This window comes from Rhodocista pekingensis, from assembly GCF_042665545.1.
Lineage (GTDB): Bacteria > Pseudomonadota > Alphaproteobacteria > Azospirillales > Azospirillaceae > Rhodocista > Rhodocista pekingensis.
Map to the genome: position 1 here is coordinate 139,986 of NZ_JBHTCM010000004.1, position 13,529 is coordinate 153,514.

14 protein-coding genes are annotated in these 13,529 nt (G+C 71.1%); 7 read left to right on the plus strand and 7 right to left on the minus strand.

The window, feature by feature from the left end; genetic code table 11:
* Positions 1-174 precede the first annotated feature (174 nt).
* Together ACFQPS_RS01245 and ACFQPS_RS01250 are read left to right on the plus strand one after the other, a co-directional pair.
* Complete coding sequence (locus ACFQPS_RS01245) at positions 175-1,242, plus strand: OmpA family protein (RefSeq protein ID WP_377355755.1); 1,068 nt, start codon at positions 175-177, stop codon at positions 1,240-1,242.
* A gap of 262 nt (positions 1,243-1,504) precedes the next feature.
* Positions 1,505-2,575: an OmpA family protein gene (locus ACFQPS_RS01250; protein ID WP_377355757.1), complete on the plus strand. Its 1,071-nt coding sequence runs from the start codon at positions 1,505-1,507 to the stop codon at positions 2,573-2,575.
* A gap of 95 nt (positions 2,576-2,670) precedes the next feature.
* Here the strand turns inward: ACFQPS_RS01250 and ACFQPS_RS01255 are convergent, their stop codons facing one another.
* Complete coding sequence (locus ACFQPS_RS01255) at positions 2,671-3,321, minus strand: LuxR C-terminal-related transcriptional regulator (protein WP_377355758.1); 651 nt, start codon at positions 3,319-3,321, stop codon at positions 2,671-2,673.
* A gap of 259 nt (positions 3,322-3,580) precedes the next feature.
* Here ACFQPS_RS01255 and ACFQPS_RS01260 point away from each other — a divergent pair, with 259 nt between their 5' ends.
* The 3 genes from ACFQPS_RS01260 to ACFQPS_RS01270 all read left to right on the plus strand — a co-directional run bounded on the left by ACFQPS_RS01260 (position 3,581) and on the right by ACFQPS_RS01270 (position 5,851).
* Positions 3,581-4,300: a response regulator transcription factor gene (locus tag ACFQPS_RS01260; protein WP_377355760.1), complete on the plus strand. Its 720-nt coding sequence runs from the start codon at positions 3,581-3,583 to the stop codon at positions 4,298-4,300.
* A 69-nt stretch (positions 4,301-4,369) separates the two neighbouring features.
* Positions 4,370-4,915 carry a YgaP-like transmembrane domain gene (locus ACFQPS_RS01265; RefSeq protein WP_377355762.1) on the plus strand — a complete coding sequence of 182 codons (546 nt, stop codon included), beginning with the start codon at positions 4,370-4,372 and terminating at the stop codon, positions 4,913-4,915.
* 249 nt (positions 4,916-5,164) lie between these two features.
* Entirely contained in the window at positions 5,165-5,851 is a 687-nt protein-coding gene (locus ACFQPS_RS01270; protein ID WP_377355764.1) for a phasin family protein, read from the plus strand.
* Between the two features lie 60 nt (positions 5,852-5,911).
* Here ACFQPS_RS01270 and ACFQPS_RS01275 read toward each other — a convergent pair whose 3' ends face one another.
* The 3 genes from ACFQPS_RS01275 to ACFQPS_RS01285 form a co-directional block, all read right to left on the minus strand.
* Positions 5,912-6,766, minus strand: coding sequence for a 23S rRNA (adenine(2030)-N(6))-methyltransferase RlmJ (locus ACFQPS_RS01275; protein ID WP_377355765.1), 855 nt, complete (start codon positions 6,764-6,766; stop codon positions 5,912-5,914).
* A 13-nt stretch (positions 6,767-6,779) separates the two neighbouring features.
* A complete protein-coding gene (locus ACFQPS_RS01280; protein WP_377355767.1) occupies positions 6,780-7,745 on the minus strand; it encodes a DMT family transporter in 966 nt (321 codons plus the stop codon).
* 213 nt (positions 7,746-7,958) lie between these two features.
* Positions 7,959-8,612: a transglycosylase SLT domain-containing protein gene (locus ACFQPS_RS01285; protein WP_377355769.1), complete on the minus strand. Its 654-nt coding sequence runs from the start codon at positions 8,610-8,612 to the stop codon at positions 7,959-7,961.
* 351 nt (positions 8,613-8,963) lie between these two features.
* Between ACFQPS_RS01285 and ACFQPS_RS01290 the strand changes: the two genes are divergently transcribed.
* Together ACFQPS_RS01290 and ACFQPS_RS01295 are read left to right on the plus strand one after the other, a co-directional pair.
* Complete coding sequence (locus ACFQPS_RS01290; protein WP_041785122.1) at positions 8,964-9,206, plus strand: YdcH family protein; 243 nt, start codon at positions 8,964-8,966, stop codon at positions 9,204-9,206.
* 177 nt (positions 9,207-9,383) lie between these two features.
* Complete coding sequence (locus tag ACFQPS_RS01295) at positions 9,384-10,727, plus strand: tetratricopeptide repeat protein (protein WP_377355772.1); 1,344 nt, start codon at positions 9,384-9,386, stop codon at positions 10,725-10,727.
* A 17-nt stretch (positions 10,728-10,744) separates the two neighbouring features.
* On the opposite strand, the gene ACFQPS_RS01300 is transcribed toward ACFQPS_RS01295, so the two are convergent.
* From ACFQPS_RS01300 to ACFQPS_RS01310, 3 genes are all read right to left on the minus strand, one after another.
* On the minus strand, positions 10,745-11,461 hold the full coding sequence (locus tag ACFQPS_RS01300) for an LrgB family protein (RefSeq protein WP_377355774.1): 717 nt from the start codon (positions 11,459-11,461) through the stop codon (positions 10,745-10,747).
* Positions 11,458-11,844 carry a CidA/LrgA family protein gene (locus ACFQPS_RS01305; protein WP_377355777.1) on the minus strand — a complete coding sequence of 129 codons (387 nt, stop codon included), beginning with the start codon at positions 11,842-11,844 and terminating at the stop codon, positions 11,458-11,460. Before ACFQPS_RS01305 ends, ACFQPS_RS01300 begins: the two co-directional genes overlap by 4 nt.
* A gap of 86 nt (positions 11,845-11,930) precedes the next feature.
* Positions 11,931-13,397 (minus strand): alkaline phosphatase D family protein, encoded by a 1,467-nt coding sequence (locus tag ACFQPS_RS01310; RefSeq protein ID WP_377355779.1) that lies wholly within the window; start codon positions 13,395-13,397, stop codon positions 11,931-11,933.
* Between the last annotated feature and the right edge of the window lie 132 nt (positions 13,398-13,529).

The window sequence follows — 13,529 nt, forward strand, 5'->3', positions numbered from 1 at the left end:
CTTCCGGAGGGGTAAGCTCCGCCACAGTCTCGCCGCCTTGAGGCGTCATCAAGGTTGCGGTACCTCTGCCGAGGCTCTGGCGCCTGGGTCCCTTTCACGGGACAAAGCGCTGTGCGCTTCGGTGGAGAACCGAAGGGAGAGGCCGTAAGGCCCATAAGGAGAAGGACAAACAGAATGAAACTTCGCCACATGCTCTTGGGCTCGGCCATCGCCTTGGTCGTGCCGGCCGCCGCGTCGGCCCAGCAGGCCACGGGCGAGGGCTTCTATGTCGGTGCCCAGACCGGTATCAACTGGCTCCAGGATACCGAGTTCGACGGTGCCATCCGCAACACGGCCACCTTCGACGGCGCCTGGACCGGCGTGATCGAGGGCGGTTACCGTCTCGGTAACGGCTTCCGCTTCGGCGCCGAGGTCGGCTACACCGACCACACCATCGACCAGATCAAGGGCGGTGCGGCCGGCCGCGCCGGCGGTGCGGGCGATATCAACGCCTGGACCTTCATGGCGACCGCCTATTACGACATCGACACCGGCACCGCCTTCCGGCCCTATATCGGCCTCGGCGGCGGTGTGATCCGCGCCAAGGTCGATGGTGCCGCCGATGTCTTCGCCCCCGGCAACCGGGTCTCCGACAGCGACAGCGCCCTGGCCTATCAGGTCGCGGCGGGCGTGGCCTATGCCGTGTCGCCGAACCTGGACCTGACCCTGGGCTACCGCTTCCTGGGCAGCGAGGATCTGGACATCCGCCCGACCGGCGGCACCCAGTTCGACACCGACTACCAGAGCCACTCCGTGCTGGTCGGCGTCCGCTGGACCTTCGGTGCCGCCCCGGCGCCGACGCCCGCGCCCGAGCCTGCGCCTGCTCCCGTGGCCCAGCCGGCCCCGCCGCCGCCGCCGCCGGCGCCGGCGATCACCCGCAACTTCACCGTCTTCTTCGACTGGGACAAGGCTACCCTGACCCCGGACGCGGAGAAGGTGTTGCAGTCGGTCGCCGCCGACGCCCGCACCGGCGGTATCGCCGCGTTGCAGGTCACCGGCCACGCCGACACGTCCGGCCCGGCCGACTACAACCAGCGCCTGTCCATGCGCCGGGCCGAGGCCGTTCGGGACTACCTGATCGCCCAGGGCATCCCCGCGGGCGAGATTGCGATCGAAGGCCGTGGCGAAACCGATCCGCTGGTCCCGACCGCGGACGGTGTGCGCGAGCCGTCCAACCGCCGCGGGGTCATCATCTTCCCCTGAGCGGAAAGTCCGATTCACGTCGGGAAAGGGGCGCCCTCCGGGGCGCCCCTTTTTCGTTCGGGGATATCGACAGGGCTCCCGAAGTCGGCCTCCTGTCCTGTCGGTATAGTTGCATGAAGGTCACGCCCGCTCCAATTCGTCGCCATCCGTGAAGTATTCTTTCGCTTGGGGCTTTTTTTGCGGTGGAGTTGCGTCTGCCTTCCCGCAGACGCCGTCCTCGGACGGCTGCCGGAGCGGCGAGCCGCAAAAAGGAGGAAGAAGGATGAAACTTCGCAATGCGCTGCTCGGGGGCGTGGCGGTCCTTGTCCTGCCGCAGGGTCTGGCCGCCCGGACCGTCGAGGGTCCCTATCTCGGTGTCCAGGGGGGCTATACCTGGGCGAAGGACATCGAGGCGAGCCTGTCGACGGTCCGCAACGACATCGAGCTGAAGGACGGCTACACGCTGCTGGTCGAAGGCGGTTACCGTCTCGGGAACGGACTCCGGGCGGGTGTCGAGATCGGCCGGAGCGAGAACACGATCGGCGACATCGCGGGCGGCCTGCCGGGCCGGGCCGGTGGCGCGGGCGACGTCAGCGCCTGGACCTTCATGGGCGTGCTCTACTACGAGGTCACGGAGATGGGCGCCTTCCGGCCCTATGTCGGCATCGGTGCCGGCATGGCCACGGTCGGGCTGAACGACGCCGGTGAGCTGTTCGCGCCCGGCCTGATCGTTGACGAGGACGACCGCGCCGTCGCCTGGCAGCTCGCAGCCGGCGTGGCCTATGCGCTCACACCGACTCTCGATCTGACCCTGGGCTACCGCTTCCTGGACACCGGCACGGTGAAGATCCGGGCGGCAGGCGCGGGCGTCGGATCGGCTCCCACCGACTTCGACTACCAGAGCCATACGGCGCTTGTCGGCCTGCGCTGGACCTTCGGCGCCGCTCCGGCGCCGCCCCCGGCACCGGAGCCGGCTCCGGCGCCCGTGGTGCCGCCGGCCCCACCGCCGCCCCCGCCGGCCATTACCCGCAATTTCACGGTCTTCTTCGACTGGGACAGGTCCGACCTGACCGCCGATGCCCAGCAGGTGCTCCGCTCGGTCGCCGGGGACGCCCGCACCGGCAACATCTCCGCGGTCCAGGTGACCGGCCATGCCGACACCTCCGGCCCGGCCGACTACAATCAGCGCCTGTCCATGCGCCGGGCGGAAGCGGTGCGCGACTTCCTGGTCGCCCAGGGCATCCCGGCCGGTCAGATCGTCATCGAAGGCCGTGGCGAGACCGATCCGCTGGTTCCGACCGCGGACGGTGTGCGTGAACCGTCGAACCGCCGCTCCGTCATCATCTTCCCGTAGCAGGATCTTCCTGTAGCCGGCCGGTGTGTACCACCCGGGGAAGGGGGCATGCTCGGCCCCTTTCTTCGGGGCCGGGCCTTCCGCCTGCGGCGGTCTCAGGGGCGGGGTTCGATCCCGTTGGACAGTGCCCACATCGCGGCCTGGGTGCGGTTCTGCACATGCAGTTTCCGCAGCAGCGCCTTGAAGTGCATCTTCACCGTGGATTCCGCGACATTCAGACGGCTGGCGATGGCCTTGTTGGAACCGCCGGCCAGCAGGCAGCCGAGAATCTCCCGCTCCCGCACCGTCAGCAGGTCGATGGCGCGGCCCGGCTCGTCCGGCGGCGGCGGGGCCTCCGCAGCGCTGGCCGCCAGGGCCGCGCCCGGCAGCACGCGCTGCCCCAGCATGACCAGATGCAAGGTCCGCCGAACCGCTTCCAGGGGCATCGCCTTGGACAGGCAGGCGTCGGCCGCGCCCTGCTGGCAGGCGCGCAGGATATCGCTGTCCAGCCCCCCGGTCAGCACCACCAGCCCCGCGCCGGGGGCCGCCTGACGGAGCTGGGCGATCTGGTCCGCCACGGGAAGCGGATCGGAGATGCCGGCCGGGTCCAGCACGATGGCCGCCGGTGCGGAGCCGGCTTCCAGTTCGGTCAGGGCGGCGGCAAGGCTCGCCACCACCGGCGCCACCAGCAGTCCGGTTTCCGCAAGCAGGGCGCTGAGTCCCGCACCGAACAGAAGATCGTGGTCGATCAACATGATCGTCCGCATGCCGGCCTCCGCCTCAAGATCGAGAATTCCCGGGAATAGATTCAATTTTAGCAAAAGTTTTCATTAAATATTAGGAGCATCAAGAAATTGAATGGTTAATAAATCCGCATTTTTTGAATAGATACCGCAAGTGGTGCAGACTAGACTAAAGCGCGCAGCAATGCTAGCGTCTCATGGAAAGCTGTACTGGCGCCACGATGCGCGCGCGATGCGCTGTCATCTTGTCTACCGGTGCGCTGATCCGGGTGGGGAGGCGGCCATGTCTATCCTGTTCAGCGAAACGATGCCGGTTCAGGCTTTTCCGGCAGGGATGATGACGTCGGTCCGGGCGCCGGGGGGCGTTCCGCGCCCGGGTGTCCGCCGCATCGTCGTGGTCGGGGATATGCCGCCGGCGGACGGGGGGGCGGAAGCCCTGCTGGCCCGGGCCGTCCCGGGCGCCGCGGCGGTGGAAGCGCTGTCGTTGGGCCATGCCCGCGACCTCTGCCGTGCCTTCGGTGCCGACCTGCTGCTGCTCGATCTGGATGCCATCGTGCCGCCCGATGCGTCGGTGCTGGCGGCACTGGTCCGGGACGTCGCCCCTGTGCCCGTGCTGCTGCTGGCTGCGGATGCCGGCCCCGGCGCCGTGCGCGCGGCCGTTTCCACCGGGGCCCGGGGCCTGCTGCCGAAATCGGCCGGACCGGAGGCGCTGGAGCACGCGATCGCCCTGGTTCTGACAGGGGTCGATCTGGTGCCCCTGCCGCGCCTTCCGCGCGGTCGCGTGGACGGGATCGGGCTGTCACCGACGGATCGGCTGAAGCGCCTCACCGCCCGCCAGCGGGAGATCTACGATCTGCTCCGGGAGGGCCGTTCCAACAAGGAGATGGCGCGGCTGCTCGGCATGCGGGAGGGCACCGTGAAGGTGCACGTCCGGACCATACTCCAGAAGCTGGACGTCCATAACCGGACCCAGGCGGCGCTGCTGGGGGCGCTGCTGCCGTAACGGCGGGCTTGCGGAGCGGACCGGGGAACGCCCCGGGTCCGTGGCTGTTCCGGGGCGGAGGGCGCAACCGTGCCCACGCAACAAGCGGAGCGGTCGATCGTGAACAGGTCCCAGACGTTCATCTCCAGCACCCTGCCGTTCGGTCCCGTCAATGTCGGCCCTGCCGAGCGGATGGTGACGGCCGGTCTCGGGGGCGTCCTGCTGCTGGGGGGGCTCGGCCGCGGAGGTCCGGGCGGCACTCTGGCGGTGCTGGCCGGCGGCCTGCTGCTGACCCGGGCCGTCACCGGCCACTGTCCCGCCTACCGGGCCATGGGCATCACCGGGGACGGGCAGGCGGACCGGATGCAGGCCGGCCCGTCGCGGCAGTCGCAGGGGAGGGCTGGCGGCGGGCTGGCACCCGATCTGCCGCGGGCCGGCCGTGACAATCCTGCCTATCCCCGGACTCCGGACAACGGCGTGGCGGAGGTGCTGCGCCGCCCCGGCGGGGAGGCCCGGCCGACACGCACCTGGCTGGAGGAGGAAGACCTGGTGGAGCAGGCATCGGAGATGTCCTTCCCCGCCAGCGATCCGCCCGCCTATACCGCGGAAAGCTCCGACGGCGCTCCCCGCCGCTGAGTGGACATCCCCGGGCTGCGGTCCCGGGGATACGACCTTGGAGGTAATCCGGAGTAATGGCCGGGCGCGCAGCGGCCAAGGCCGTTTCCGCGCCACCTCCGGATGCGGGCATGCTAATAATGCGGCGCAGCATGAACGACGGTCTTCCCGCGCTCCCGTTGTGCGGGAGAGGCCCGGAACATGCCCGCGGCCGGATTTCAGGCCGGACAGACCACCGCACCAGACACTGCCCATTCTCTGGAGGAACCCATGGCGAACGAGAAGGATACGGCTTCCGGGCGCGAGACGGCCGCCCGCGAGACTGCTGGCAAGGAGGCGGCGACCCGTGAGGCATCGGCCCGCGAGGCGACGCCCCGGCGGACCGGTGAGCGGGAAGCCGCCAAGGACACCACCGGCAAGGACACCGGCAGCAAGGAGGAGACCGTGCGCGATACCGTCCGGGAGGCGGCGGGCACGGCCGGGGAGGCCGCCCACGGGACAGCCGCAGCGGTCGAGCGGACGGCGGGCGAGCTGCTCTCCGCCGGTGCCGATACGGCCGGGCGGACCGCAGTGGTCGCCCGCAACGCTGCCGATGCCGCCCGGGACCAGACCGCCCGGGTCGGGCGGGAAGCGGCCGACAGGACCGTCCGCAGCGTCGAGACCATGGTGCAGATGCAGAGCATCATGGCGGACGGCGTCCAGACCTTCTGGAAGGAGTGGATGGACTACACCCAGGGCTCGGTGCAGCGCTGGGCCGACCAGATGCAGAACCTGCTGCGGGCCCGCACCATGCAGGACGTCATCGCCGCCCAGTCGGACATCGTCCGGGTGGAGATGGAGCACATGGTCCGGCGGTCGATCCGCCTGTCGGAGCTGGCCTCGCAGTCCACCGATGCCGCCATGCGGCAGCTTCGTACCGGGAACCGGCCCCAGGACGACGAGCGCCGGGCGGCGTGACCCGGCGCTGACGGTCAAAGGGCGCCCGGTCTGGCCGTGGCGCCCTTTCCCTGTCCACCCTCACTCGCCCCTGATCCACTCCGTCCTGCCGCCGCCCTCGCGGAAGCCCAGGGCCGCGTGCAGGGCCGGCAGGACGCGCTCCAGCGCCGTGTCCGTCTGCCAGGGCGGATTCACCAGGATCATGCCCGAACCGTTCAGCCGGTCGTGCCGGTCGTCGCTGCCCCAGACCAGTTCGGCCGCCAGGACCCGGGGAATGCCGGTATCCTCCAGCGCCTGGTGCAGGCGCCAGACGGCGGCCCGGTCCTTCACCGGATACCAGAGCGCGTAGACGCCCGTGGACCAGCGACGCCAGGCCAGCTTCAGCCCCTCGACCAGACGCACGGATTCGTCCTCCGCCTCGAAGGGCGGATCGATCAGCACCAGCCCACGCTTCTCCTTCGGCGGCAGATGGGCCTTCAGCGCCAGCCAGCCGTCCATGTGATGGACGGCCACCTGCCGGTCGCCCTGGAATTCCGCCTTCAGGGTGGCGACATCCTCGGGGTGCAGCTCGGCCAGGATCAGCCGGTCGCCCTCGCGCAGGAAGGACCGCGCCAGCCGCGGCGATCCGGGATACCAGCGCGTGCTGGTATCCCGGGGGCCGGCGTCCCCGTTCAGGGCGCGCACGGCGTCAAGATAGGGCGACAGCTCGTCCGGCAGGGGCAGGGCGCTCGCCAGCAGGCGGCGGATGCCCTCGTCGGCTTCGCGGGTGCGCCGCGCCTCCTCGCCGTCCAGATCGTAGCGGCCGATCCCGGCATGGCTGTCCAGCACGCAGAAAGGGGCCGGCTTTGCCCGCAGCCGCTCCAGCAGCAGGGCCAGGACGGCGTGCTTCATGACGTCGGCAGCATTGCCGGCATGGAAGGCGTGGCGGTAGTTCATCGCGGCTCTGGTCCTAGGGCAACTCGCCACGGAGACGGGCGGGCGGGGTCTTGCTGACGCCCAGCCTGATCTCGCGCAGGGTGATGTAGACGCCGCTGCCGATCACGATGGCCGCCCCGATCCAGACGGCGGTCTCCGGAACCTCGTCCCAGATCAGGTAGCCGTACAGCGTCGCCCACAGCATCGCGGTATAGTCGAACGGCGCGACCACCGCCACCGGAGCGGAGCGGTAGGCGCGGGTCAGCAGGAGCTGCGCTACCCCGCCGAACAGGCCGATCGTCACCAGCAGCACCAGCCCCTTCAGGTCCGGCACCACGAACTGGAAGGGCAGCAGGATGCCGCTCGCCACGCAGGCCGTGACCATGAACCAGAAGACGATGGTGGTGCTCGGTTCCGTCGCCGACAGGCGGCGGATGGAGATCATGGCCAGCGCGGCGGAGGCAGCCCCCGCCAGGGCCAGCACGCTGCCCAGCACCATGCCTTCCGTGGTGGCGGTGGCCGGTGCATCGCCGGTCAGGCCCAGCTTCGGGCTCAGCATCACCAGCACGCCACAGAAGCCCAGGACCAGGGCCAGGGTACGGCGCCAACGCACCCGCTCGCCCAGGATCAGGACGGCCAGGACGGTGGTGAACAGCGGTGCGGTGAAGCTCAGCGCCGCCGCGTTCGCCAGCGGCAGCAGCATGATCGCCGCGAAGCCGCAGGCCATGGCCGTGACGCCCGCGCCGCAGCGCCAGGCATGTCCCCAGGGATGTTCCGTGCGCAGGCTGTGCAGGCCGCCGGCGGCCCGCACCATCGGCCAGATCGAGATCAGCGCGAAGAAGGCGCGGAAGAAGACGATCTGACTCAGCGGATAGGTGTCGCCCAGCGCCTTCACCATCGCATTCATGCTGGCGAACAGAAAGATCGCCAGGGCCATGCTGCCGACGGCGGAGGCGATGGAGACGGTGGGGGAGTCGGCCTGCGCCGGGAGAAGCGGCATGGGGTCGCGGGGGCGGTGCGGGGGCGACCCGGAGGATGGGCCTCCCGGCGCGTCTGCGCCAAGTCCTGCCTGAGCATGGCAGGGTCCACCCGGGGGCTTCCGGAAGGCACTGTTCCGGGGTGCAGGGGAACTGCGGCAAGCCCGTGCGGGCCGAGGGCTGCACGGGTGTCAGTAGAGGGAAATATCAGCCCTGGGGCGTCTCGGCGCGGGGGATCAGCTCACGGGGTCCAGGGCGGCCTGCTGGAAGGCGCGGCGGGTGCGCGGGGCGATCGACGCTTCCTGGCGCTTGCCGCAGTTGGTCGCGTCCACCAGGGCCACCTCGGTCACGCCCAGAGCGGCAAGCTGGCGCTGAACCTTGCACTGGTAGGTGCGGGCCGTCTTGCCGGCACTGCCGTTGTAGCGAGCCACGGCCTTGGCCCAGCTCCCGGTCTCGTTCCGCAGCCGGACCAGATACCGGGCGGCGTAGCCGACATTGTGCTGAGGATCGACGATCTTCTCGACCGGTCGGAAAGCGGCGCTGTGATGCGCCAGGGAGATCTGCATGCAGCCGGCGGTGACGGCGCCGCGGACCTGACCGCGCCCGTCACGCAGATAGCTTGCGGCCTCTGTCTCCGACCGGGCGTAGACGGCGCGGCCCTTGACATTCACGGCGAAGGGGGAGGGCAGGCCGTCCTGACCGCTTTCCACCAGCGCCACGGCCAGCATCAGGCCGCGCGGGATGCCGTGTTCCTTCTCCGCCTTCAGGATATGATCGACGCAACTGTCGGCGCGGGCCGTTCCGGCAGCGGCCAGCAGGCAGACGGCGGAGGCGGCGAGAAAACGCGCCAGCCGCGGGCGCCGGACGGGGGAGATATCGGGATCGGCCACATCGGGAACGGACTCAGGGCGAGGAAGCTCGGTTCTCCGCCGGCGCATCCGCTCCATCATTGGCCGCTCCTTTGTTGCGGCCCCGCGCTCCGCGGGGCGTTATGGCCCGCTCCTGCGGGCATTCCGATCAGGCCACCGCTACCGAATGCAGTGACCGCTCCCTTGACTGTGTCCGGCGCACCATGCGTCGGCCGCATACCCATCCCAGAAGAATCGCAGCAGGTCAACAATTGATGTGCGCGGCCCCTCCCTCCGGGTTGACCTGGGTCAATGTCCCGGGCCTGATCGACCTGGATGATGATCGACCAAGGCGGCCTCGCTGGAAGAGACGCCGGGATCAGGAGACCGTCCATGAGCGACCGGCACGACCTTCTTCATGAATTTCCCGAGCATCGGGACCGTATTCATGAACTGAAAGCTACCAACAACCATTTTGCTCGTCTGTTCGACGAGTACCACGAGGTTGACCAGTCCATCCATCGCATGGTCGACAACATCGAACCTGCCTGCGACGAGCGCATGGAGGCGATGAAGCGCCATCGGCTCCACCTGAAGGACGAACTGTACGCGATGATGAAGGCGGCGGAGGCCTGATCCTCCTCCGACCGCGGGCGCGACATTGCGTCCCGCACCGGAAACGGGCATTCTTTCCCATCGGCGCTGTCCCCACGGACGGCGCCGATTCCCTTTCCGGACCCAGACCCGACCGTGGCCCTGCCGCTCTCCGAGTGTTCCGCCTGCCGGTGCGCCGACGCCACCGCTGTGCCTGCCGTGTCGCTGCCCCTTGCGGCCGTGCCCGCCGCAGCCTTGGAGGAGGCGCTGATCGCCGCCTATGCCGGGCTGGAGCGCGGGGATACCGCCGCGGCCGAATCCTCCGCCCGGATGGCCCTGGAGATCGACCCGGCGTCGCCGGAAGCCAATGCCCTGATCGCGGAGATCCTGACCGGCCGTTCCCGCTTCGAAGCGGCGGCGGCGCACTATCGCGTGGCCCTGGCGGACGGGACCGGCCCTCTCTCCTGGCAGCGTGATCTTGCTGCCGCCCTGGAGGCAGCGGGTCACGACGCCGAGGCGGCCTCCACCTGCCGGGAGATCCTCGGACGGCGGCCGGACGATGCCGCCACGCACCGACGTCTCGCCCGTCTGCTGCTCCGCCTGGGGGAGCCGGAGACCGCGCTGGAGCATGCGCGGGAGGCGCGCTTCCTGGCGCCGGACCGGCCGGCGGATCTCGCCGGGCTCACCGATCTGGCGGAAGTCTTCGTCACCGCCGGGGAGCCGCTCACCGCGGCCGAGATGCTGGAGCCGGCCCTGCGCCGCGCCGATCCCGACGGTCCCGGCCTGCCGGCCGCGCGGCTCTTGCTCGGCCGCGCCTGGATCGCCCTGTCGGAGGCGGAGAAGGCGCAACGTCTGCTGGCCGAGGTGCTGGAGGGCGGGGGGGATGCCGGCGCCCGTGCCGCCGCCCTGCTTGCCGATCTGGACGGCGCCGCACGCGGCAGCCTCGCCCCCGCCTATGTGCGTGCCCTGTTCGACCGGTATGCTGACCGGTTCGACACCGATCTGGTGGGCCGCCTGCACTATGTCGCGCCGCAGGCGATCCGGGCCGCGCTCCTGCGCCTGGGGCTTGTGGACGGCGCTGCGTTGCGGATGCTGGATGCCGGCTGCGGCACCGGACTGGCCGGGGCGGAACTCCGGTCCCTGGCCGGCAGCCTCGCCGGTTTCGACCTGTCGCCGCGGATGGTGGAGAAGGCCCGCGCCCGCGGCCTCTATGACGAGGTGTGGGTGGCGGAACTGACGGCCGGCCTCGCCGCCCGGCCGGGGGCCTGGGATCTGGTCGTGGCGGCGGACGTGCTGGTCTATCTCGGCGACCTGCATCCGGTGATGGCCGCGGCCGCGGCGGCCCTGGCGCCGGGCGGGCGGTTCGCCTTCACCGGGGAAGTGATCGACGGCGACGGTTTCCGCCTGCATGAGGGGCGCCGCTATGCCCATTCGCTGCCCCATCTGCACGCCGCCGTAGCGGCGGCCGGGTTGACCCTGGAGCTGCTGGAGGAGCACCAGCCGCGTTGGGAGAAGGGCCGGCCGGTCCCCGGCTTTCTCGGTGTCGTTACGAAGCCGGTCTGACCGGCGGCATCGTTCCGTCAGCGGAACAGGGACAGCAGCACCGGCACCAGCAGCGCCGTCAGCAGCCCGTTCAGGGCCATGGCGATGCCGGCGAAGGTGCCGGCCAGGGGATGCGCCTGGAAGGCGGCAGCCGTGCCGATCCCGTGCGCGGCAGTGCCCATGGCCGTGCCCACGGCCCGGGGATCGCGCACCCGCAGCAGCCGCAGCACGCTGCCGCCCAGCACGGCCCCCAGGATGCCGGTGCAGATCACCAGTGCCGCCGTCAGCGACGGCAGGCCGCCGATCTTCTCCGCGATGCCCATGGCGATGGGGGTGGTGACGGACTTCGGCGCGATCGAGGACGCGACCTGCGGCGTCGCCCCCAGCAGCCGCGCCGTCAGCTCGGCGGAGAGCACGGCCGTCACCGATCCCGCCAGCAGCGCCGCCGCCAGCGGCAGGGCGCTGCGCCGCACCTCCGCCCGGTGCTGCCAGAGCGGCACGGCCAGCGCCACCGTGGCGGGGCCCAGCAGGAAATGCACGAACTGCGCCCCGTCGAAATAGGTCTGGTAATCGGTTCCGGTCGTGACCAGCACGGCGATCAGCAGCGCCACGGCCAGCGCCACCGGGTTCATCCAGGGCCGCCGGCCGGCCCACTCGAACAGCCGGACCCCGACCAGATAGGCCAGCACGGTGGCCGTGAGCCAGAGCAGGGGGCTGGCCTTCAGATAGACCCAGATGTCGGCCAGCCCGTTCATTCCCCGGCCCTCCCGCTGCCGGCATCGGTTCCCCCGGCCGGGTCCTCCCCGCGCCCGGCCAGCAGGCGGAAGACGGCGCCGGTGACGGCCAGGGTCAGCACCGTGCTGACCAGCAGCGCGCCCAGGATGGCCGGCCATTCGGCGCCGATCCGGCCGGCGTGCAGCATGATCCCCACGCCGGCCGGCACGAACAGCAGCGACAGGTTGCCCAGCAGGCCCTTGGCCAGCCCTTCCAGGGCCGGGTCGGGTCCATGCCGGCGCAAGAGCCAGGCGAACAGCAGCAGCGTGCCCAGCACCGGGCCCGGCACCGGCAGGCCAAGGGCGTGGGCGGCCAGCTCCCCCGCCAACTGGCAGGTCAGCAGCACGGCGATGGCGGAAACCATGGCGGGTTGATCCCTCCGGAACCCGGACGATGTGGCGGGTCCACGGCATGCGCCCGCGCGCGGCCGGGGTCAAGCCGCCGGCCCCCTCAGAACAGCGTGGGCAGGGTCAACCGCAGCAGGGCGGGGGCGCCTTCGGCATGCCATTCCGCCTCCAGCGCGCCGTCCGGCCGGCCCGTCAGGGACAGCCAGTTGCGGGCCGGCAGCAGCCGGCGCCCGGTCTCGGCGAAGCCGGGGAACTCCAGCGTCAGCCCGTCGGCCAGGGGCTCGCGCCGGCCGGCCAGCCGCTCCAGCACATCGACCGCGAAGCCGGCCGGCGGCGGATGCACGATGCCCGAACTGATGAGCTGCCAGATCTCCAGGTCCAGCCCGCGCAGCACCCCGACGCCGCCCAGATGCACCTCGCCGGACACCACGGTCACGCGGCACCGCGTCTCCCGCACGAACCCGGCCAGTAGCCGCAGCAGGCGGGTCCATTCCTCGCGGTGGGCGGGGCTGCGCCACTGGTCGCGCAGATCGTCCTCCAGCCGCTGCCGCCCGGGGATCAGGTTCAGGATGCGCTCGGCCAGTCCCAGGCCGGGGAACAGCACCGGCACGCCCGACATCAGCAGCAGATGGCGGGTGCCGCGGTAGCGGTCCAGCCAGCCGGGCAGCGCCTTCCACGTCGTCTCCGACATCACCCGGTCCGGCCGCCGCTCGCTGCGCAGGTCCAGCGCCAGCACCCCGACCCCGTTCAGGGTCAGGCCCTGGCTCAGCACGCCGGTGCCGGGATCGGCCAGCAGGGTCTCCGGCGGGTCGTCCGCCATGCCGAGCTGGAACAGCCGGAACGCCTTGCGCGCCGCGGCGAAGACGGCGCGGTAGGGGGCCGACTCCAGCACCGCGTCGGGATGGGAACCCCAGCCGTCCAGGATGTCGTGATCGTCCCACATGCACAGCGCCGGGACCGACGCCAGCACGGCCGCCGTCTCCGGCTGCGACCAGCCGTGCCGGTAGACCTCCAGATACCAGCGGTCCAGCCGGGCGGGCAGGTCGGGCGGCAAGGGGGCGGAGCCGCGGCGGGCGGCGGTCGCGGCGGCCAGCCCGTCAACCCCCTGCCACAGCCCGTCGGCATAGACCTGGTCACCGCCCAGCAGCAGCAGGTGGAACGGTTCCGCCCGGTGGCGGCCCAGCAGGTGGCCCCAGCGGGCGTTGCGCGACAGGCCGGCAGCGGGGATCGCCGCCTCGTCCTCGCAGCCGCCGCAGGAGGCGAAGGCGATCCGCGGCGGCACCAGCGTACCGGGCAGGGCGAAGTGCCAGCGCCGTTCGTCGCCGTCCAGCCCGTATCCGGCGCGACCGTCCTGCACCCCCCGCGGGACCGCGAAATCGTAGCGCCAGAGCCGTTCGGTGGCGCCGCCGTCCAGGCTCCACTCGGCCAGGAACCGCGGCGGCACGGGCAGCGAGACGCCCTCAACCCGCAGGTCGGCCGGTTCCGCGTCGCCGCGGAACAGCATGCAGCAGGACACGCGCCAGCGGCCGCCCTGCGTGCCGCGCGCCAGCAGGACGGGACCGAGCCGCAATTCGGGACGGGGCGGGCGGCGCGGCTTCGACCGGACGGGCCGCGCGGCCTCCGGCCGGTGACCGGGAGGACAGGGCATCATGGGAACGGACCCGGGGGAGACGGCGGCTGCGGCGGACGGACTGTCATGCTG